Consider the following 19,572-nt stretch of genomic DNA (forward strand, 5'->3'; position numbering starts at 1 on the left):
AAATCCTTAAAAAACTAACATTTCTCGTTTGTATTTATTCAGCGCGTTGATACACTCCTTGAGCTCTTCAACATGTTCGCTAATTTGGGTGTAAAAAGCCATGTCCAAACCCTCCGGGATGTCTAAACTCCCACGCTTCATCAAGATAAAATCGCTCAAACTCACATTGGCGAGCTTTAAGAGCAATTCTACTTCGTCTTTGGCATTTTCAATATCTTTAATGAGTTGATCGAGTCGTTCAAACATCGTAGTCCTTCAGTGGTCTTTGAGCCCTAGGGCTAGAAGAGTGTGCAAATGCACCACCCCTAGCACTCTTTGTGCCGAATCTAGCACAATGAGTAAAGAAATTTGGTGGGTTTCTATGAAATTGAGCGCTTCTAACACGGGCATGTTAGGATCGTGAATGCATTTGGGGTTTAGAGTGGCAAATGCCTTAGCCGGGGCGTGGCGATCAAAATGCGGTTGCAAGAGCGCGCGCCGAATATCTCCATCACTGAGCACCCCTACGAGCTCTTGATTCTCATTAACTAAGAGGGCATTGCCCAAACCCTGATGAGTCGCCTCTAGCAGGGCTTCATGCAAAGAGGCTTGTGCGCTCACTAAGGGCAGGGCATGGGTGCGATAAATGTCCTTAACGCGTAGGTGCATTTTCTTGCCCAAGAGCCCCCCGGGGTGGCAACGGGCAAAATCGCTTTGGCTAAAGCCCTTGTGCGCCATCAAGCACACCGCCAACACATCGCCTAGGGCTAGACAAAGCGTGGTGGAGGTGGTGGGCACCATGTTAAAGCTACAGGCTTCTTTGGTAATTTTAAGTGTTAAATGATGCGTGCAAAGTTTGCCCAATGCGCTATGCGCGCTCTTGCTCATGCCAATGATCTTAGAGTGGCGCAAAAAGCTAAGCGCCTCCAAAAGCTCCACACTCTCCCCCCCAAAACTGATCGCCAAGATCACATCTTTTTTGCCCACAATGCCCATGTCCCCATGCAAACTCTCAGTGGGGTGTAAAAAGATCGCCCTAGTGCCCGTACTGGTCAGTGTGGCGGCGATCTTGCGCCCAATATGCGCGCTCTTGCCCACCCCCATCACCACCACTAGGGGCGCGTGGGCTAGGCATGTAATGATGGGCTCTAGGCTAGTGTGCGTGAGCCCCTCTTTAGCGCATAAAAGCGCGTTGGCGGCTAGCTCAAGCGTGTTGTGCGCGAGCGCGCCATAATCTAGCTGGGTCATTAGGGGTGCTGGGTGGCTTTTTTAGCCATCGCTTTTTGGAGTACGGGCACTAAATAGCCATACCCCTTAGCTTCCATTTCCTCTAAGGGGATGAATTTCAACGCCGCGCTATTGATACAATAACGCAAGCCCCCCAATTCTTTAGGTCCATCTTCAAAGACATGCCCTAAATGCGCATTGCCCACACGGCTACGCACTTCGGTGCGCAGGCGGTTGTAACTGGTGTCCTTTTCATACCCCACCACCTCTTTACTGATGGGCTTGCTAAAGGCAGGCCACCCACACCCGCTATCAAATTTATCCGTGGATAAAAAGAGGGGTTCGCCCGTGGTGATGTCCACATAAATCCCGGGTTTAAACAGAGTGTCGTACTCGTTTTCAAAGGGGTGTTCTGTGTAGCTCTCTTGAGTTACTTTGTATTGCAGGTCGCTGAGTTGTTTTTTAAGCGCGGCTTGATCGGGCTTGTGGTAGTCCTTGGGATCAATGATCACCTCATCGGCTTTTTTGAGATCAATATGGCAATACCCCCCCGGGTTTTTCTTCAAATAGTCTTGGTGGTACTCCTCTGCCACCACGAAGTTTTTCAGAGGTTCTAATTCAACGCGCACCTTTTGTTGGTAATGGCTTTGCAAGCGCGCCAGGGCTTTAGCGATGATAGGCTCGTCTTTGGGGTCTGTGTAGTAAATCCCGGTGCGGTACTGCCGCCCGCGATCATTGCCCTGCTGGTTTAAGCTGGTCGGATCGATCACCTTGAAGTAGTACAGCAAGAGTTTATCTAGACTGATCTCTTTGGGATCAAACTCCACTTTCACCGTCTCGGCGTGATCGCTATTGTGCAACTCGTGGTAATTGGTCTGATCGCTCTTGCCATTGGCATAGCCCACTAGCGCATTTTTCACCCCATAAATGCGCTCCATATAGGCTTCTAGCCCCCAAAAACACCCCCCCGCTAAATAAATTGTGTGCATCTTTTTCTCCTGCATGCCATTTAACACCCCCACCAACACCAACACCCCTAACACTAACGCGCGCATGCTAGCTCACAAACACATGGCTAACAATGGCGGGGTATTTCTTGGTGTGCTTGAACAGGGCTTTGCGCAAGAAATGCCGCACACTCTCATCTAAATGCTTGGTATTGCTCAGTACATCTTGACGCAACGCCTTGATGTGCAAGCCCAAAGAGTCCTGCAAATCCTCTAGAAAATGGCGTTCTTCTTTGAGATTGACAATCCCCACACTGCTAATCTTAGACTGGGGCATCAAGCTTTGGGCTTCTTTAGAGATGAAGAGCACCGCGCTGAGCAAGCCCGCACTAGCGATTTCTAGGCGTTCGTCCACGATTTTTTGCTCAATGCTGACATTGTTGGTGTTGTCCACATAGTGTTTCCCGCTCTTAATGCTCTTGACCTTGCGCATGAAGTTAGGATTGACCTCCACTTGATCCCCATCCTCCATCAGGTAGATATTCTTCTCAGGGATCCCACACGCCATGGCGGTTTCTTTGTGCTTGGCGACATGGTTATACTCCCCATGCACGGGCAAGAAAAACTTAGGCTTGATGAGGCGCAACATCAGCTTTTGCTCCTCTTGGGCGGCATGCCCGCTCACATGAATATCAAAGGCGTGGTGTACCACTTGGGCGTCTTTTTTCATGAGCAAATTCAAAATGCTAGAAACGCTGGCTTCATTGCCCGGGATCGCCTTGGCCGAGATGATGACTAGATCGCTAGGCTTAATGCTAATGTGGCGGTGCTCATCGGTTGCCATGCGATAGAGCGCGCTCATGGTTTCCCCCTGTGAGCCTGTCGTTACAATGAAAACCTCATGATCGGGGTATTTCTCCACTTCATGGGCTTCAATGAAGGTTTTAAAGGGCAGATGGATATAACCCAACTCTCTAGCGATGTCTAGGTTTTTCTCCATAGAACGCCCGATCACCGCGACCTTGCGGTTGTGCTGGATAGCGTGCTGAATGGCTTGATACACCCGGTGGATATTAGAAGAGAAGGTGCTCATGATCACGCGCCCTTTGGCGTTCTTAAAGAGATTTTCAAAGACGGGTCCCACACTGCTCTCACTAGGGGTAATGCCTGGTTTATAAGAATTGGTGCTATCGCTAAGCAGCAACATCACCCCCTGCTCGCCATAATGAGCGAGGCGGTAGAGATCGCTGGGCAATTTGTCCACTGGGGTGTGATCAATTTTAAAATCGCCCGTGTGGATGATCGTGCCCACCTTAGTTTGGATGGCTAGCGCGCTCGCATCAATGATAGAATGCGTGATGTGAATCCACTCCACGGTAAATTCACCAATTTGAATGGGCTGGCGTTTTTGCACAATCTTAAAGAAACTCTTGAATTTCTTCAAGCCGTGTTCGTCAAATTTATTCCCGATCATCCCCAAACTCAAAGGCGTGCCATAGAGGGGGAATTGCATTTCTTTAAACAAGTAGGGGACCGCCCCGATGTGATCCTCATGGGCATGGGTGATGAGCACGCCCACGATTTTATCCTTAATGCTGTGCAAGTAGCTAAAATCCGGGATCAAGATGTCCACCCCGTGCATGTCCTCGCTAGGGAAACTCATGCCCACATCAATGATAATGGCCTGTTGCATGGTTTCAAGCACCATCATGTTGCCCCCAATTTCTCCTAGCCCGCCTAAGGGGGTGATCTTAATGCGGGCTTTGACATTGAGGTCTAATTTATAATGCGGGTTTAAATGGTTGATGTGAATCTTGTTATTGGTCTCCACGCCCGCCTTGAGCTCTTTATGAAAGCCCAAATTGCCTCTTTCATTTGCCTTAGTGATGTTTTTCACCCCGGCCTGTTCTGGGGTGTGGTTACCCCTGCCCTGTTTGATGCGGTTAGGGCGCGATTTGTGCGGGGTGTTGCGCGGGGGGGTTTGGGGGTTGTTGGAGGGGGTTTGGTTGTGTTCTTGGTCGTCAATGGGTTTATCCATAAAAAACTCCTAAATGAGATTGTTGGGTGAGATCGCGGGCTAGTTCTAGGTAGTCTGTGGGGCTCAACTCGTGGGGGCGCGCTTGGGGTTTAAGAGCGCGCTGGGCTAGAAAACCCTGCACGGGATAAACCCCCTTGAGATTATTGCTCAAAGTCTTGCGATTGGCTTTAAAGCAGTGCTGGAGCGTGGTTTCTAAATGGGCGACATCTAGGGGGTTGGTACAAGCTTGCAAGGGGTGCTTGAGTAAAGCGATCACGCTGGAGCGCACTTTGGGGGGCGGGTTAAACGCCTCTTTGGGCACTTCAAAACACAGCTCCCTTTTAGCGCACACCAGCGCGCAAAGCACACTCAGCGCGCCATAATCCTTACTCCCATAGGGGGCGCAGAATTTCAAACCCACTTCTAGCTGGGTCATCACCACCAACCCGACACACAAGCTATCTTTGAGCGCGTGGGCGATGATGGGCGTGGCGATGTAATAGGGCAGATTGGAGACCAAAAAATAGGGTTCAGAGTGTAAAAATCCACTCCGGGGCAATCTAAGCCCGGTCTGTGCCAAGACATCGCATGCGCCATCTCCAACCCCTTTATACTCCATCACGTCGCCCACCACCAACTTTAAGCGCGCCCGCGCCTGAGCACAAAGCCTGTGTTGTAGCCTTGTGGCTAGCGCCTTGTCCACTTCATAGGCGATCAAAGTCTTAGAGCCCAGCCTATCTAAAAGCCTAGTGGTGAGATCTCCCAAGCCAACCCCTATCTCCACCATCTGCACCGCATCGCTAAAGTGCGCGTAGGGGACGGATTGTAAGATCTGATCCAAATAATAGGCATCGTGCAAAAAATGTTGCCCCAACAACGCCATGACTAACCTTGCATTCTCTGATTTATTGTAACATGGGCTAGCTTAAACACCCCGATTAGGTTATAATGCAACGCTTTAAGGAGAATACAATGGTCTTTAGCGATCAAGAATTACAAAAACCCGTAGAAAAAGCCTTAGAGAAGGTGCGCCCCATGCTGCTAAGAGACGGGGGCGATGTGGTCTTGTTGGGGATTAAAAACGCTAAGGTGTATGTGTCCTTAGTGGGGGCGTGTAAGGGCTGTGCAGCCAGTTCTAACACGCTTAAATTCGGGATTGAACGCTGTTTGCAAGAGGAGATTCACCCGGATATGCAGGTGGTGCATGTGTCCAAAGAGCAGTATCAAGAACTCTTCCCCTAAGGCGACCCTTTGAATAACGACCCTAAAAAGCGATCCTTGCTCACGCAGGGCTACAAGGCTTTCTTGCAAAAGCAGTATTTTAGAGCCCTGTTTTTATGCTCCCAAGCCCTCTTTTTAGACCCCCTAGACGCGCATGCCAAAATTGGCTTGTTGCTCAGCGACATCGCCCTAGACTTCCCCAAAGAGGCGCATAGCTTTTATGAACTCTATCAAAATCTCTTGCACTCCCAGCCACGGCGTTATAAAGCCAGCATTCAGGGGCAGATTTTAGAGCTCATTAACTCCTTTGATGAGAGTTTGAGCAAGATGGCGCAAGCCTTTGGGTATGAAAACCAGCTCAAGGCAGAGAGTTTAGATGGGATTTTATACGCCGACTTCAAGGCGATGTGCGCGGGCAAGGACTTTAAAGAAGTCTTTGAGAATTTGATGTTTAGCACTAAAGTCATCTTTGAGCGCAAAGAGGATTTTTACGAGTTTTTAGAAAATCTAGTGGATCACCAATTCTATGACATGTCCATTGCCTACATTGAAAACATGCGCGAATTGCTTTGGTATGACCCGCGCGTGATGGCGTTGTTGCAAAAGGCGTTGCGCTTAGAAAAGGCGCATCGGGAGGACAAATGATCCTCCCTAAGCGCGTGTACTTCAAGGATCAAACCTTTCACGCCCTAAGCGATGATACGCGAGAGATCACAGAAGGGGTTTTGTTGGTAAAAACTCCGAGCAATGCGCGCTTTATCCCCCCCACTGCGCTCTATTTAGAGGCGCAAGAATTGGGGCGTTATTTTAATTTAAAGATACAAATCATAGGGATCACGGGCACCAATGGCAAGACCACCACCGCCGCGCTCATCGCCCATGTACTCCAATCTTTGGGGCATTCTTGCGCCCTGCTAGGTACAAGGGGCTTTTTTATTCAGGGCGCACAAGTCAAGCCCAAGGGGCTCACCACGCCCAGCTTATTAGAACTCTACAGCAATCTAGAGCGCGCCACTGCAGAGGGAGCGGAGTATTTTGTCATGGAGGTAAGCTCCCATGCGATCGCCCAAGGGCGCATTTTAGGCTTGGCGTTTGCCGCTAAGGTGCACACCAATATCACCAGCGATCACTTGGATTATCATAAGGATTTAGAGACCTACCGCGCGATCAAGAATCAATTCTTCAGCGATGAGGGCTTGAAGATCATCAATTTAGACGATCCGCATGTGCGCTTTAACCCTGCTAATGCCTATGGCTATGCCTGTGAGCGCAAAACCCATTTGAGCGTGAACGCCTATAGTTTGCGTCCGGATTTGAGCGCGCATATAGAATTTCGCGCCGATCCAAGATCCCGGCGCAACGCCCCTAATAACGCAGAAATGGGCATTGTGCACGCCCCCCTAATGGGTTTGCACAATCTTTATAATCTCTTGGGGGCGTTGTTGTGCGTGCGCGCGCTCACGAAAACCCCTTTAGAGACGCTGTGTGAGCGGGTGGGAGATTTTACAGGGGTGGAGGGACGCATGGAGGTGGTGCACCAAAACCCCCTAGTGGTGGTGGATTTTGCCCACACCGCCGATGGCTTTGTACAGATTTTTAACAGCTTTAAGGCGCAAAAAATCAAGGTCGTCTTTGGGGCGGGGGGGGATCGCGACAAGAGCAAACGCCCGTTAATGGGGCAGGTAGCCACCGCGCACGCCCTGAAAAGCTATATCACTTCAGACAACCCGCGCACTGAAGAGCCTTTAGCCATTATTGAGGATATTTTAAGCGGGGTCGCTTTAGAGTTGCGCGATCGCGTGGTGGTGGAGCCCGATCGCAAAAAAGCCATTGAGTTAGCCCTAAGCGAATTGCAAGGCGATGAGGTCTTGCTCATTTTAGGCAAGGGCGATGAGTGCGTGCAAATTGTGGGGGAGGCGCATTTGCCCTTTGACGATCGCGCTTTGGTGCGCCATTTCTTTCACAAGGACTAATATGCAGGATTTTTATCTCTGGTGCGATTTTATTGAGCGCGATTTTCTAGAAACCCGTTTTGTGGACCTGCTTGCCTTAAAGCGTATCAGCGGGGCGACTTCTAACCCGAGTCTTTTTGCCCAAGCGATTATCCATTCTCAGGCTTATAAGGAGGCGATGAGTGCGCACAAGCCCAACACCCCCAAAGCCCTTTATGAAGCCCTAGCCCTTGAAGACATCGCGCGCGCTGCTGACTTGCTCTTACCCCTCTATCATCAAAACCAAGCCACAGGCTATATTAGTCTAGAGATCGATCCTTTCTTAGAGGGCGATGTGAGCGCGTGTGTGCAGGAGGCAGAACGCCTATACCAAACCCTAGCCCGCCCCAATGTGATGATCAAAATCCCAGCCACGCCCAGCGGGTTAGAGGCGATGGCGCATTTGAGCGCGCACATGCCCATTAACGCCACCTTGATCTTCTCCCCCCAGCAAGCCCAAGAATGCGCCCTCGCGCTCAAGGAGGCAAGGCATACATGCGTGATCAGTATCTTTGTGTCTCGATTAGATGTCGCTCTAGAGGCTTTTTTAGCCCAAGCCCCTAGCTCGACTGCCCAGCGTGCCCAACTCGCCCACCAATTAGGTGTCTCTAGCGCGCAACAAAGTTACCACAAAATCCAAAGCCTCAATCTCCCCCACCTCTACCCCCTCTTTGCTAGCACCGGGGTTAAAGAGCCCACTCTCCCTAAAGATTACTACATCCAAGCCCTCAAAATGCCCCATAGTATCAACACCGCCCCCCTAGAAGCCCTCTACACCTACTACCACACCCCAAGCCCCACCCCCCATATTCTAGAATACCCTGTGCTTGTAAGCCAGCTAGAAGGCTTGGGTTTTGATGTGGGTCAACACTATCAAGCCCTCCTCAAGGCGGGTTTAACTAGCTTTCAAGAGGCGTTTAAGACCCTTTTAAGCAGCCTTGAGTAGGGCTTTAAGCCGTCTTGTAATCATTGGTTTTTTGGGCAATCTGTTCGACCAGTTTCTTAGCGTTGTGCATGATCTCTTGCATGGTGTGCGCGTTTTTCAGGGTGTCGCTCGCGCTAGCCTGCACAGAGATCACCTTTTGGATAATATCTTGAGTGTCCTGCCCTAGGTTCACAAAGAGCAAATTCGCCTCCTTAATGCGCTCGATGAGTTTTTCTAAATACTCTATGGCACGGATGGATCCCTCTTGCACGCTCACGCTCAACACGCTGGATTCTTCAATGCGCGCGGTTTGCTCATGCATTTTTGAGCCCACCGCGCCCACATTCTGCACAATGCTAGAGATCGTGTTATTGACCTCGCTTAAAGCTTGCTGGGTGCGTGTGGCCAAATTGCTCACTTCATCAGCCACCACTGCAAAGCCCCGCCCGCGCTCGCCCGCGCGCGCGGCTTCAATGGCGGCGTTCAAGGCTAACAAGTTGGTTTGTTTGGCAATTTCATTGATGGTTTCTAAAATACTCTTGGCATCATTAGCGCTTTGGGTGAGCGTGCCAATTTGAGCGATCAAGTCCTTTTCATTGGCGACATTGTCCAAAATGGTCTGGTGCAAGATATTCACATCTTGTTTGCGCTTTTCTAACAAGGATAGGGCTTGAGTGAGTTCAGCGGCCATGTTCTCCACCCCTGAAGTGATTTGAGTAAGATTGTGCGAGAGATTGACTCCTTCATCTTTGATTTGGGTGATGGTTTGGGTGGTCTGTTGCATCGCGTCTATGGTGTGGCACATCGCGCTCTCAAGTTGCAAAGAGGAGGTGTGATTTTGTTGGCTGCAATCCTTGACTTCATTGTTAAACGCGCAGACATGCTCTAAGAAGGCGTTGATACAATTAGCGCTCAGACTGATCTCATCTTGAGCGCGCCCGCTGATCTCAATGCGCATGGTCAAGTCCTTCTTGCTGGTGGAAAAATTCTGCACCACTGCCACCAACGCGCCCAAGCGCCGCATGATCCACACATGGTTGAGTACAAAGGTGAGCGCGATAATGCCCAAGGTGCTAAGAATCGCCGTCCATAATAGAGTGTGGAAATTCTGATCGGCCAAGTGATAGGCGTGTTGCTCGGCCTTTTCCATGGTCTTGTAAATATTGTTGACATAACTCATGGCTACAAAGATCAACTGACTCACCGGGTCGTAGTAGGCATAGCTCACATAACCCCCTAGGGGGGTCTTTGGATCTAAGCTCTTAGAATGGCAACGATAAATCCCCCCTTTGGGGTTGTCTAGGGCGCGTTGGAGGTATTCTTTGAAATAGTAATTCCCGCACTCATCTTGGGTACTCAAGACATTTTGCCCGATTAAATTAGGGTGGATGTGATCGGCGAGCAAAACCCCTTCTTTGTTGAGAGCCAAAACATAGACGCGCCCTTTGGCGTGGTTGATCGTTTTAAAATAATCGATGGTCATTTTTAAGGCCATTTCCCTGGGGTGTTGGGTGAAATACTCCCTGATTCCCGCGACGATCAAAAAAATATCGTGTTGAATCACCTTTTCGCGTTTGTGCAACGCATTGGCATCAAAGGCCTCGATGGTCTGTTTAAAACTCTGTTTTTCCATGTAATGGCTCAATAAGGTGAGAGTGAGACCCAAGGCGCACAAGGACCCCCATATCATGAGCGTGATTTTCCAGCGGAGATTCAATGCCATTGTACTTCCTTTATCAGGAATCTCTATATATTATTATTGTATATAAGAAAATATTATTTACGGCTGGCTAACAAAGCGGGCTGTGGAGTCTCTTTTAGTGTCTTAGGTGGTCTTGTAATCCTTAGTTTTGTGGGCGATCTGCTCTATAATGTCCTTAGATTCTTGCATAATGCTCTTCATGCCCGCGGCATCTTTAAGGGTTTTGCTCGCGCTAGCTTGCACAGAAATCATCTGGTTGATGATCTCCTGAGTATCCTGCCCTAGATGGATGAAGATCAAATTCACGCCCTTAATGCGCGCGATCAATCTTTCTAAATAATCTGTAGTTTGGGTGGAAGTCTTTTGCACCGAAGCGCTCAAGGTGTTGGCTTTTTCAAGGCGCGCGGCCTGTTGGCTCATCTTGTGGCTCACATCATGCACACTTTGGGTGATGTTAGAGAGGGTGGTGTTCACTGCGCCTAGGGCTTGCTGGGTGCGTGTGGCCAAATTGCTCACCTCATCAGCCACCACGGCAAAGCCGCGCCCATGTTCGCCCGCGCGCGCGGCTTCAATGGCGGCATTGAGGGCTAGTAAATTAGTTTGTTTGGCGATTTGATCGATGCTCTCTAAAATATTCTTAGCGCTGTCCGTGCTCTTGGTGAGCGATTCGATCTGGATGATGAGTTCTTTTTCATTGGCGACATCTTCGGTAATGGCCTTGCACAGGGTGATCACACTGGCCTTGCTCTCTTCGAGCAGATTTAACGCCTTGCCAAGCTCGCCCACCACCCCCTCTACATCGGTGTTCACGCCACTCAAATCGCGCGAGAGTTTTACCCCCTCATCACGAATTTTAGTGATCGTTTGGACGGTTTGCTCGATGGCATCTGTCGTGTGGTGCATGGCATTGTCTAGAGCTAGGCTGGATTCGTGGCTTTGCGCGCTGTAGTCCTTGATCTCATTATTGAACGCACAGACGGACTCTAAAAAGCCATTGATACACTGCGCGCTCAGGCTAATTTCATCTTGCACGCGCCCCTTTATATAAATGCGGCTGGTTAAATCCTTCTCGTGAGAGGCAAATTTTTGTACCACCGCCACCAACGCGCCCAAACGCCTAGCGATCCAAAAGTGGTTGCACACAAAAGCAATGAGGATAATTCCAAAAGTGATGAGCAAAGTCGCCCATAGTAAAATGCGATAATCATGGCTAGCTAGGGCATGGACCTGTTTTTCGGCCTTGTCCATCGTTTTATAGATCGCGCTCACATAGCTCACCGCCACCACGATCAAATCGCTCACCGGGTCGTGGTAGGCATAGCTCACGCAATCCTCTGTTTTAGTTTCTGGGGCGGGGCGTTTGAGATGGCAGCGATAGAATCCGCCCTTAGGATTGCCCAGCGCTTTTTGCATGAATTCTTTAAAATAGTAATCCCCGCGCGCGCTTTGGAAGTTTAAAACCTTTTTGCCCACTAATTCTGGATGGATGCTATCGGCAATGAGGGTGCCATCTTTTTCAAGCGCGATGATAAAGAGCCGCCCCTTAGCCGCGTTGATCTTGTTAAAAAAATCCACGCTGATACGCAAAGCCTCCTCTCTAGAATGGTGTTTAAAATACTCTCTCAGACCAGAGATGGCTATAAAGGTGTTGTATTTAATCCCGGATTCGCGTTTGACCAAAGCATTAGAATTAAAACTGTGAATAGTCTTTTTAAAACTCCGCCGTTCTATGTGATAACTCAAAAGACTTAAGCTCAAACCCAAGGCACACAAAGACCCCAACACAATTAAAATCATCTTCCAACGCAAAGTAAGAGACATGAATTCCCCTTTAAGAAGTGAGCAGCCCCTCCATCAAGGCCATGCGCAAGAACACGCCCAATTTAACCTGCTCTAACACCAAACAACGCGGATCGTCTAAAAGCGCGTCCTCTATGTCAATATTGCGGTGCACAGGGCCAGGGTGTAAAAGGGGGATTTGGCGATCGCCAAGCATGGCGCGCCTCAGGCAGAAATCCTTGGCGTAATCTTTGAGCGACCCATAGGTTTGCAGGCTATGCCTCTCGGTTTGGGTGCGCAACCCCATCACCACATCAACCTCTTGCAAGGCCTCTTGCAGGGAGTGAGTGGTGGGCAAAGAAGTGGGGGGCAGAAAGTGCGGGGGGGCAACTAAAATGACTTGCATCCCAAAGCGGGGCAATAATTCCATATTGCTATTGGCCACGCGCGAGTTTTTAATATCCCCCACAATGGCGATCCTCTTGCCCTCTAGCGCGCCTTTAAAGTGGTTATAAAGCGTGAGCAAATCTAGCAGGGCTTGGGTGGGGTGGGAGAGAGTCCCACTCCCGGCATTGATAAAGGCGCATTTTAGATGTTTGGCAAAATAGGGCGCGGAGCTGGAGTGGTGGTGGCGCGCGATGATCAAATCCACCCCCATCGCCTCGATATTGTGCAAAGTGTCTAGCAAGCTCTCCCCCTTGCTAGTGGAGCTTTTTTGTACATTGAACACGCTAAAATGGGCTTGCAAGCGCGCTGCAGCGCTTTGGAAACTAGCAATCGTACGGGTAGAGTTTTCAAAGAACAACGCGACAATATTTTTAGCGCGCAGGTTAAGCGGGGCGGTTTCTTGGCACAAAAGCGCGTTAGCGCGTCTTAGAAGTGCTAAAATTTCGCTATTATTGAGATTTTGGGTGTGGACGAGTTGGGTTAACATGCGAGGAATTATAGCATGGCTAGGGTATTTTTATGGTTGTTGGTGTTGGGCTTGGGTGGGTGCACGGATAATTTTGCAGACGCGTACAAGCCGGATTTTCTGGCCGAACAGCGCACCCAAGCCACCCGCAAGGGCGAGGTGATTGTGAACTTACGCCCCGTATTGAGCGCGCTAGCCACCCACCTTAACGATGTGGATCCGGTGATCTACCATGCTAGAGAATTTTTCTTTGTGGAGATTTTCACAGAGGACCAATCTCTTTTAGACAACGATGCCATTTCTTATACCCTCTATGGTTTAAAGCGGGTGGAGACCCCGGCATGGGTACGCGAGGTGCATAAAGAGGAATTTGATAGCGTGTTGCACACCACCAACAAATACGCGCGCGGGTTTTTGCTCGCCTTTGACAAATTAAACCACGCAGCCCAAGAGGAGGCCAAATTAGAAATGGACATTGTGGGTTTGGGAAAGATCCTCTTCAACTTCGCCTACAAAGTGCCCGCCCCCGCCTTTTAGATGCGCCTAGATCAATACTTGGTACACAGGGGGTTAGCCCAAAGCCGCAGCCAAGCCAAGAATCTCATTGTAAAGGGAGCTATCACAAGCGCAGGGCGGGTTTTAGACAAGCCTAGCTTGCAGGTGGGGGAGTGCTTAGAATTGTGCGTACAACAGCGTGTTTTTGTGAGCCGGGCGGGCGAAAAGCTATGGCATTATCTAGAACGCCACCCCCTAGATTGCACCAATAAAGTGATTTTAGATGTGGGTTCTAGCAAGGGGGGGTTTGTGCAAGTCTTGCTAGAAAAGGGGGCTAGAAAGGTGGTGTGCGTGGATGTGGGCACAAACCAGCTAGACCCGCGCTTGAGAGAAGACCCACGCGTACAAGTCCTTGAACAATGCGATATCCGCGCTTTCAGCCCCCAAGAAAATTACGACTTGCTCACCTGCGATGTGAGTTTTATTTCTTTGAGTAAAATTCTAAAAACTTTGTGCGCCTTGAGTGGGGAGGTGGTTTTGCTCTTCAAACCCCAATTTGAAGTGGGCACAAGGGCCAAGCGCGATAAGCGGGGTGTGGTGTGCGATGCGCACGCCATCAGCGCACGTTTGCAGGCGTTTTTAAGCGAAATTGACGCTTTGGGCTGGCGCGTGTGCACACTGGAGACTTCACAGATCAGAGGTAAAGCTGGGAATGCAGAAATTTTTATCCATATCCAAAGATGAGACAAGTTTAAGTCTAGCGATCGGAAAATTTGATGGGGTGCACTTGGCACACCAACACCTATTGGGCATGCTAGGTCCCCAGGGCGCTATCCTTGTGGTGGAGCGCGCCCATCCGCACATGGCTTTAAGCCCCCTAGAAGAGCGCGCACGCCTGTTAGAACGCTATGCCAAACGCATTTACTTTTTACCCCTAGAAGAAGCCCGGAGCATTAACGCCTCTGAGTTCATTGCCCTATTAGAGAGCAAATTTATACACCTGCAAAAAATTGTCGTGGGCTATGATTTTAGATGCGCGCAGGGGCGATCGATGGGAGTGGAGCAAATGCGCACCTTGTTGCGCCCTAATATACAATTGCAAGTGATAGACGCGATCAAGATCAAGGGGATCGCTTTGCACTCCTACCACATTAAAGAGTGTATCCAACGCGGCGATGTGCGTCTAGCCAACCAATTTTTAGGCCGCCCATTTAGCCTTCAAGGGGAAATCATTACCGATCAAAACTTGGGCAGTTCTCATCTCTACCCTACCTTAAATCTCAACACCCAAGCTCTCCAAACCGAATTATTGCCCCACCCGGGGGTTTACATCACCAATGTACCCCTTGCCAAGCAATGCACCCGCGCGGTGAGTTTTTTAGGGCATCGTTTGAGCACAGATGGGAAAATGGCCTTTGAAACCTATATTTTAGATCGCAATATCCAAATCCCCCCCTCTGTGTTGCGCGTATGTTTTTTAAAGAAGATCCGCGATAACCGCCATTTTAACAATCTGCAAGAACTCAAGGCCCAGATCGCCCAAGACATCGCCCGCGCGCGCGCTCTAGATTCAGAGCAAGTTTGCTAACATGGGTGTTTTTTAAAGGTTCTGCATGGATAGAAAACTCAGCGACTCTGATCTGCCCCTCTTGCAAGAATGTGCCCACACCTTGCGCTTTTTGAGCGCGGACATGGTGCAAAGGGCTAATAGTGGACACCCGGGCGTGGCGATGGGCTTGGCGGAGGTGGGGGTGGTGTTGGGCTGGCATGTGCGCCTCAACCCCTCTAACCCGCATTGGCTCAATCGGGATCGCGTGGTGTTTAGCGGGGGGCATGCGAGCGCGTTGGTGTATGCGCTCTTGCATCTATGGGGTTTTGATCTGGACTTAGAGGATTTAAAATCTTTCAGACAGCTCGACTCTAAAACCCCCGGGCATTTGGAGTGCAAACACACCCCAGGGGTGGAGATCACCACCGGCCCTTTAGGGCAGGGCTTTGCTAACGCGGTGGGTTTTGCTTTAGCGACCAAGATCGCCCAAAACTTGCTAGACACCCAGAGCATTAACCACAAGGTTTACTGCCTGTGTGGGGATGGGGACTTGCAAGAGGGGATCAGCTATGAGAGCGCGTCCTTAGCCGGGCATTTAGGGCTAGATAATCTCATTGTGATCTATGATAGCAATGCGATCACCATTGAGGGGGAGACCAACTTAGCTTTTAGCGAGAATGTACGCGATCGTTTCAAGGCGCAAAATTGGGAGGTGCTAGAGTGCGATGGGCACAACTTGTTAGAGATCGATCGCGTGTTAACGCGCGCCCAAGCCACTACCAAGCCTACTATAATCATCGCTAAAACCACCATTGGCAAGGGCGCACTAGGGCTAGAGGGGAGCGCGAAGGTACATGGCGCGCCTTTGGGGCTAGAAGTGTTGGCGCGCTCTAAGGAGGCTTTGGGTTTGAGCGGGGATTTTGTGATCCCCAAGCAGGTGGCGCGCGCGCTCAACATGCAAGAAAAGGGACAACGCCTAGAGTCAGAGTGGCAGGGCTATATTAATAGCCAACCTAATCTCAAGGCGCGCATCGCCCACTTGCAGGCTAAGGATTTTTCTAAAGTCCAATACCCTAGTTTTGAGGTGGGCAAGATGATGGCCACGCGTGTGAGCAATGGGGCGATCTTAAACGCCTTGAGTGAAGCTTATTTAGGCTTTTTGGGCGGGAGCGCGGATTTAGCCCCCTCTAATAACACCCATTTAAAAGCCCAGCAAGATTGTTTGCCCCCCCATTTTGGGCGCAATCTGCATTTTGGCATTCGCGAACATGCCATGGGGGCTATGAGCAACGCCCTAGCCAATTACGGCTTATTTGTGCCCTTTTGTGCGACCTTCTTTGTCTTTAGCGATTATCTAGCCCCCGCTTTGCGCCTGAGCGCGTTGATGGGCAATCAAGTTTTCTATATTTTCACCCATGATAGTGTTGGGGTGGGTGAGGATGGCCCCACGCACCAGCCCATCGAGCACTTGAGCCATTTAAGAGCCTTGCCAAATTTCTATGTCTTTAGGCCGATGGACGCGCATGAAAATGTGCGCTGTTGGCAGGTGGCACTCTCTTTAAAAAAGCCCTGTGCCTTTGTGCTCTCGCGCCAAAACTTAGCCGTGCTAGAGCCCACCCCCCTAGAGGCCGTGCAAAGGGGGGGGTATGTGGCGCATGCCCATCCTAGCCCCCAAATTACTTTAGTTGGCAGTGGGAGCGAGGTAAACCCCTGCTTGGAGGCCGTGCAAATTTTGCAAGATGAAGGCGTGGGGGTGCAGGTGGTGAGTGTGCCCTGCTTGGATCTGCTCTTAGAGCAGGACAAGGCCTATTTAAAAAGCTTGTTTAAAGGCAAGGTTTTGGTGGTAGAAGCGGGGCGCGGGCTGGAGTGGGGGCGTTTTGCCCACGCTCTGCTAGGCATGGAGAGTTTTGGCAAATCCGCCCCGGGGGCGTGTTGTTAGATCATTTTGGCTTTAGCGCGTCTCATATTGCCCAACGCGCGCTAGCCCTTTTAGAGCAGTCATGTTAACCCCCGCTATTTTGTATGTCTTTAGCAGCCAACGCGCGCGCAACGCCTTTTATGCCAAACAACCTGAGGGGTTTTTGCCCACTGCTTGGAGTGTGCAAGAATTTTATAGCCAAATTAGTTTTGTGCAAGGCTTGATCAAAATCCCCCAGAGCGCGCGCCAAGCACTCCTCATGGAGGCCATCAGAGAGGTCGCTAAAGAGGGCGCGCGCGTAGAGGGCTTGGTGGTCTTTGAGCAAAGCTTTTTGGGCTATCTAGATGGGAGTGGCTTTGTGGCGCGCTTTTTCAACGAGCTAGCCAAATTTGGCATGGACATCGCCCAAATCCCCACTAAAGATATTTATGGGGACTACCAACACCATCTAGAGGTCTTAGAGCGCATTTACCACCGCTACAAGGCTTTTGTGCAAACACGAGGCTTCTACGATCCCATTTTGGGCGTGCGCCCCACTCTTATGCCCCAAGTTTTAAGCAAGTTTGCGCGCATTGAATTTTACCTAGAGGGCTTTTTAAGCAAATTTGAACAAGAAATCTTATTAGAAATCGCCCAACATGCGCCCCTCTTGGTGCATATCACTAGCGATCGCTATAACCCATCTTGTTTGCGTTTTTTAGGAGTCCATTTAAAAGAAGAGCATAGTTATATCCTAGACATGCAGGCTTTAAGCAGGGGAGCAAATCCCATTGTGCAAGAGAGCCCTCAAGCTCCCTTTAACCCCGATCGCATCCACATTTATGCGTTTGAGAAACGCTTGGATCAAGTCGGGCTAGCCTTACAAAGAGTGCAAGAATGGCTAAATGAGGGTTTAGACTCCAGCACCCTAGCCATCATCACCCCCAGTGCGGAAATTCTCAGCGCGCTCAAACTCTTAGACACGGGGCATAATCTCAATTTTGCGCGCGGGCAAGAGGCTCAAGAAGTGTTTGCGCCCTATTTCACCGCTTTAGAAGCCCTAAAAACGCATGCATTTCCAGTTGATCTGCATGCCTTAGACGCGCTAAAAGAGCAATGCCATGCCCTCTTAACCCAACTCTATCCTAACATCCCGCCCCCATTAAAAGCCTTTCACAAAGACTTTTTCCAAACCTATGCCTTTATTCTCCCGGCTCTGCAAAGCTATGGCCCTACAGATTTGCTCGAACTCTACATGCGCGCCTTGAAAGATTTGCGCATTGATGATAGCACAGGGGGTAAGATCAAGGTGCTCGATGTGCTGGAGTGCCGTGGATTGTGCTTTGAGCGCGTGGTGATCCTGGATTTCAACGATCATTTAGTACCCCATATCAAAGATAGCGATCTCTTCTTAAACACCTTCACGCGCACCGCTTTGGGCATCCCCACTTTGCAAGATAAAGAAAATCTGCAAAAGCATTACTACTACCAGATCATCAAAAATAGCGCGCGCGTGGACATCGCCTATAGCACCGCCCAAAACGCCACCCCCTCTAAAATGCTCGCAGAATTAGGCTTGAACACGCGCGCAAACGCCCTTGAAGACGCGTTTAAACTCTTTGCCAACCCCCGCCCCTTGCACAATTTAGAAGAGACCTGCACGGGGTGCATTCCTGCAGATTTGCATTTGAGCGTGTCCAAACTGAGGGATTTTACAGAGTGCAAGCGGCGTTTCTATCTCAAATACTTAGCCAAGCTTACCCCTCCCCCCCAAGAGGACACCAATCAAGGTTCACTCCTACACCAAGCCCTGCAGGCTTACTACAGCTCCCCTATTTATGCTAGCACCCAAGCCCCCATCCACGCCAAAACCCTTTTGGAGAGTTTGCAAGGCTTAGAGGAGTGGGGGTCTTTAAACGCGCTAGAACGCTTTAATATGGAGGTGGTGGTGGGCAAGCTCGCGGGCTTTTTTGCGCGCGAACGGGTGCTTTTGCAAGGGGCGCGGGTGGTGGCGTGCGAACAGAAATTTGAAACTAGCTTTGCGGGCTTCACTTTTAAAGGGATGATCGATCGCCTAGATTTGTGCGCCGATGGGACTTACCGCCTCTTGGATTACAAGTTTAAAAGCCAAGTCAAGCCTGCTCATCAAGACTACCAATTGGCCATTTACACTTTGGGCGCGCGCGCGCTAGGCTACCCTTCTGATCGCCTATCTGCCTCTCTTTATGACTTAAGAAAGGGGGAGTTGGTGGAGAAAACCCCCCAAGACATCGCCTCTGATTTGGAGGCGCTCACAACATGCCTGCAAAGCCTGCAGGGCAATATAGACTTTAGCCAGACCACAGAACGCCAAGCGTGCCGCTTTTGCCCCTATGGGGACATCTGCGGGATTTAGGAGAGAACATTAAACTGATATTCCCCCTTATCTATGCGATCCTCGCCCTGCTCTTGCTAGCGACATGGTTTGGGCAAAGTGGCTTGGCTGGGACATGGGGGGCTTGGTTGGCGCGTTGGAATGTGGCGTATTTTGGTTATCTGGCGTATGTGGATCTGCTGTACTTGGGGGTTTTATGCGCGTTGTTGCGCCATGCGAGTTTGCGCGCTTTAGAATGTCTGCTCTCTGCGTTGCTCTTGTTCTTGGCCTTGTTATTAGCCCAGGCCCTCTTGTGGCATAAAGGCCTTGTGGGGCGCGCGCTCTTAGAGGTACTAGAAACCTATATTGGTGTGGTGGGGGTGTGGGTGGGGGTGTTGGGCTTGGGGGGTTATGCGATTTATAGCTTTTTCCCCCAAGTGAGCAGGCATCTAGCCAAGCGCGTGCGCGCCACTCTTTTGGAATGCCCGCAATATTGTGTGCGCCTGCGCGCATGGACGCAAAACAAATGGGATCAAGCCCACCAATCCCCCCCCTTTGAACCCTTCAGCCCCCAAAG

The 19,572-nt window shown here is 50.3% G+C and carries 16 protein-coding genes and 2 pseudogenes; 10 read left to right on the forward strand and 8 right to left on the reverse strand.

Annotated elements, in window-relative coordinates:
* Nucleotides 1-6: 6 nt before the first annotated feature.
* The 5 genes from EAO38_RS05035 to rsmA are packed head-to-tail and all read right to left on the reverse strand — an operon-like array spanning nucleotide 7 to nucleotide 5,053.
* Nucleotides 7-246: a DUF2443 family protein gene (locus EAO38_RS05035; protein ID WP_104752524.1), complete on the reverse strand. Its 240-nt coding sequence runs from the start codon at nucleotides 244-246 to the stop codon at nucleotides 7-9.
* Between the two features lie 9 nt (nucleotides 247-255).
* Nucleotides 256-1,227 carry a KpsF/GutQ family sugar-phosphate isomerase gene (locus tag EAO38_RS05040; protein WP_121021712.1) on the reverse strand — a complete coding sequence of 324 codons (972 nt, stop codon included), beginning with the start codon at nucleotides 1,225-1,227 and terminating at the stop codon, nucleotides 256-258.
* Complete coding sequence (gene msrB, locus EAO38_RS05045; RefSeq protein ID WP_205588351.1) at nucleotides 1,227-2,261, reverse strand: peptide-methionine (R)-S-oxide reductase MsrB; 1,035 nt, start codon at nucleotides 2,259-2,261, stop codon at nucleotides 1,227-1,229. Before msrB ends, EAO38_RS05040 begins: the two co-directional genes overlap by 1 nt.
* A 1-nt stretch (nucleotide 2,262) precedes the next feature.
* Nucleotides 2,263-4,191 (reverse strand): ribonuclease J, encoded by a 1,929-nt coding sequence (locus EAO38_RS05050; protein WP_235852525.1) that lies wholly within the window; start codon nucleotides 4,189-4,191, stop codon nucleotides 2,263-2,265.
* Complete coding sequence (rsmA, locus tag EAO38_RS05055; protein ID WP_121021714.1) at nucleotides 4,184-5,053, reverse strand: 16S rRNA (adenine(1518)-N(6)/adenine(1519)-N(6))-dimethyltransferase RsmA; 870 nt, start codon at nucleotides 5,051-5,053, stop codon at nucleotides 4,184-4,186. Before rsmA ends, EAO38_RS05050 begins: the two co-directional genes overlap by 8 nt.
* 89 nt (nucleotides 5,054-5,142) lie before the next feature.
* Between rsmA and EAO38_RS05060 the strand changes: the two genes are divergently transcribed.
* From EAO38_RS05060 to EAO38_RS05075, 4 genes are read left to right on the forward strand one after another with little or no spacing between them, the layout of a single operon-like run.
* On the forward strand, nucleotides 5,143-5,412 hold the full coding sequence (locus tag EAO38_RS05060) for a NifU family protein (RefSeq protein WP_104752527.1): 270 nt from the start codon (nucleotides 5,143-5,145) through the stop codon (nucleotides 5,410-5,412).
* A 9-nt stretch (nucleotides 5,413-5,421) separates the two neighbouring features.
* Nucleotides 5,422-6,036, forward strand: coding sequence for a histidine kinase (locus EAO38_RS05065; RefSeq protein WP_104752528.1), 615 nt, complete (start codon nucleotides 5,422-5,424; stop codon nucleotides 6,034-6,036).
* Complete coding sequence (locus EAO38_RS05070) at nucleotides 6,033-7,364, forward strand: UDP-N-acetylmuramoyl-L-alanyl-D-glutamate--2,6-diaminopimelate ligase (protein ID WP_162982688.1); 1,332 nt, start codon at nucleotides 6,033-6,035, stop codon at nucleotides 7,362-7,364. Before EAO38_RS05065 ends, EAO38_RS05070 begins: the two co-directional genes overlap by 4 nt.
* A gap of 1 nt (nucleotide 7,365) precedes the next feature.
* A complete protein-coding gene (locus EAO38_RS05075; protein WP_121021716.1) occupies nucleotides 7,366-8,328 on the forward strand; it encodes a transaldolase in 963 nt (320 codons plus the stop codon).
* A gap of 4 nt (nucleotides 8,329-8,332) precedes the next feature.
* On the opposite strand, the gene EAO38_RS05080 is transcribed toward EAO38_RS05075, so the two are convergent.
* The 3 genes from EAO38_RS05080 to EAO38_RS05090 all read right to left on the reverse strand — a co-directional run bounded on the left by EAO38_RS05080 (nucleotide 8,333) and on the right by EAO38_RS05090 (nucleotide 12,722).
* Nucleotides 8,333-10,030: a methyl-accepting chemotaxis protein gene (locus EAO38_RS05080; RefSeq protein WP_121021718.1), complete on the reverse strand. Its 1,698-nt coding sequence runs from the start codon at nucleotides 10,028-10,030 to the stop codon at nucleotides 8,333-8,335.
* A gap of 102 nt (nucleotides 10,031-10,132) precedes the next feature.
* Nucleotides 10,133-11,830 (reverse strand): methyl-accepting chemotaxis protein, encoded by a 1,698-nt coding sequence (locus EAO38_RS05085; protein WP_121021720.1) that lies wholly within the window; start codon nucleotides 11,828-11,830, stop codon nucleotides 10,133-10,135.
* Nucleotides 11,831-11,840: 10 nt separating this feature from the next.
* Entirely contained in the window at nucleotides 11,841-12,722 is an 882-nt protein-coding gene (locus tag EAO38_RS05090; protein ID WP_205588352.1) for an aspartate carbamoyltransferase catalytic subunit, read from the reverse strand.
* A 15-nt stretch (nucleotides 12,723-12,737) separates the two neighbouring features.
* On the opposite strand from EAO38_RS05090, the gene EAO38_RS05095 reads away from it, so the two are divergent.
* The 6 genes and pseudogenes from EAO38_RS05095 to EAO38_RS05120 form a co-directional block, all read left to right on the forward strand.
* Nucleotides 12,738-13,238 carry a hypothetical protein gene (locus EAO38_RS05095; protein ID WP_121021724.1) on the forward strand — a complete coding sequence of 167 codons (501 nt, stop codon included), beginning with the start codon at nucleotides 12,738-12,740 and terminating at the stop codon, nucleotides 13,236-13,238.
* Complete coding sequence (gene tlyA / locus EAO38_RS05100) at nucleotides 13,239-13,940, forward strand: 23S rRNA (cytidine-2'-O)-methyltransferase TlyA (RefSeq protein ID WP_121021726.1); 702 nt, start codon at nucleotides 13,239-13,241, stop codon at nucleotides 13,938-13,940.
* Nucleotides 13,909-14,784, forward strand: a complete 876-nt coding sequence (locus EAO38_RS05105; RefSeq protein WP_121021727.1) for a bifunctional riboflavin kinase/FAD synthetase — start codon at nucleotides 13,909-13,911, stop codon at nucleotides 14,782-14,784. Before tlyA ends, EAO38_RS05105 begins: the two co-directional genes overlap by 32 nt.
* Before the next feature lie 25 nt (nucleotides 14,785-14,809).
* Nucleotides 14,810-16,752: pseudogene (tkt, locus tag EAO38_RS05110) on the forward strand (transketolase).
* On the forward strand, nucleotides 16,746-19,037 hold the full coding sequence (locus EAO38_RS05115; RefSeq protein WP_121021729.1) for a PD-(D/E)XK nuclease family protein: 2,292 nt from the start codon (nucleotides 16,746-16,748) through the stop codon (nucleotides 19,035-19,037). The pseudogene tkt and the gene EAO38_RS05115 overlap by 7 nt, the downstream one beginning before the upstream one ends.
* Nucleotides 18,998-19,572, forward strand: a pseudogene (locus EAO38_RS05120) (hypothetical protein); the annotation flags it as partial. The gene EAO38_RS05115 and the pseudogene EAO38_RS05120, both read left to right, overlap by 40 nt.

It is taken from the genome of Helicobacter vulpis (assembly GCF_003660395.1).
Taxonomy (GTDB): Bacteria; Campylobacterota; Campylobacteria; order Campylobacterales; family Helicobacteraceae; genus Helicobacter; species Helicobacter vulpis.

Coding starts and splice junctions, on each gene's coding strand:
- msrB (WP_205588351.1), bottom strand. CDS start 2,261: ATGCGCGCGTTAGTGTTAGGGGTGTTGGTGTTGGTGGGGGTGTTAAAT.
- EAO38_RS05075 (WP_121021716.1), top strand. CDS start 7,366: ATGCAGGATTTTTATCTCTGGTGCGATTTTATTGAGCGCGATTTTCTA.
- EAO38_RS05115 (WP_121021729.1), top strand. CDS start 16,746: ATGTTAACCCCCGCTATTTTGTATGTCTTTAGCAGCCAACGCGCGCGC.
- EAO38_RS05085 (WP_121021720.1), bottom strand. CDS start 11,830: ATGTCTCTTACTTTGCGTTGGAAGATGATTTTAATTGTGTTGGGGTCT.
- EAO38_RS05090 (WP_205588352.1), bottom strand. CDS start 12,722: ATGTTAACCCAACTCGTCCACACCCAAAATCTCAATAATAGCGAAATT.
- EAO38_RS05035 (WP_104752524.1), bottom strand. CDS start 246: ATGTTTGAACGACTCGATCAACTCATTAAAGATATTGAAAATGCCAAA.
- EAO38_RS05070 (WP_162982688.1), top strand. CDS start 6,033: ATGATCCTCCCTAAGCGCGTGTACTTCAAGGATCAAACCTTTCACGCC.
- EAO38_RS05095 (WP_121021724.1), top strand. CDS start 12,738: ATGGCTAGGGTATTTTTATGGTTGTTGGTGTTGGGCTTGGGTGGGTGC.
- EAO38_RS05080 (WP_121021718.1), bottom strand. CDS start 10,030: ATGGCATTGAATCTCCGCTGGAAAATCACGCTCATGATATGGGGGTCC.
- EAO38_RS05105 (WP_121021727.1), top strand. CDS start 13,909: ATGCAGAAATTTTTATCCATATCCAAAGATGAGACAAGTTTAAGTCTA.
- EAO38_RS05040 (WP_121021712.1), bottom strand. CDS start 1,227: ATGACCCAGCTAGATTATGGCGCGCTCGCGCACAACACGCTTGAGCTA.
- tlyA (WP_121021726.1), top strand. CDS start 13,239: ATGCGCCTAGATCAATACTTGGTACACAGGGGGTTAGCCCAAAGCCGC.
- rsmA (WP_121021714.1), bottom strand. CDS start 5,053: ATGGCGTTGTTGGGGCAACATTTTTTGCACGATGCCTATTATTTGGAT.
- EAO38_RS05050 (WP_235852525.1), bottom strand. CDS start 4,191: ATGGATAAACCCATTGACGACCAAGAACACAACCAAACCCCCTCCAAC.
- EAO38_RS05060 (WP_104752527.1), top strand. CDS start 5,143: ATGGTCTTTAGCGATCAAGAATTACAAAAACCCGTAGAAAAAGCCTTA.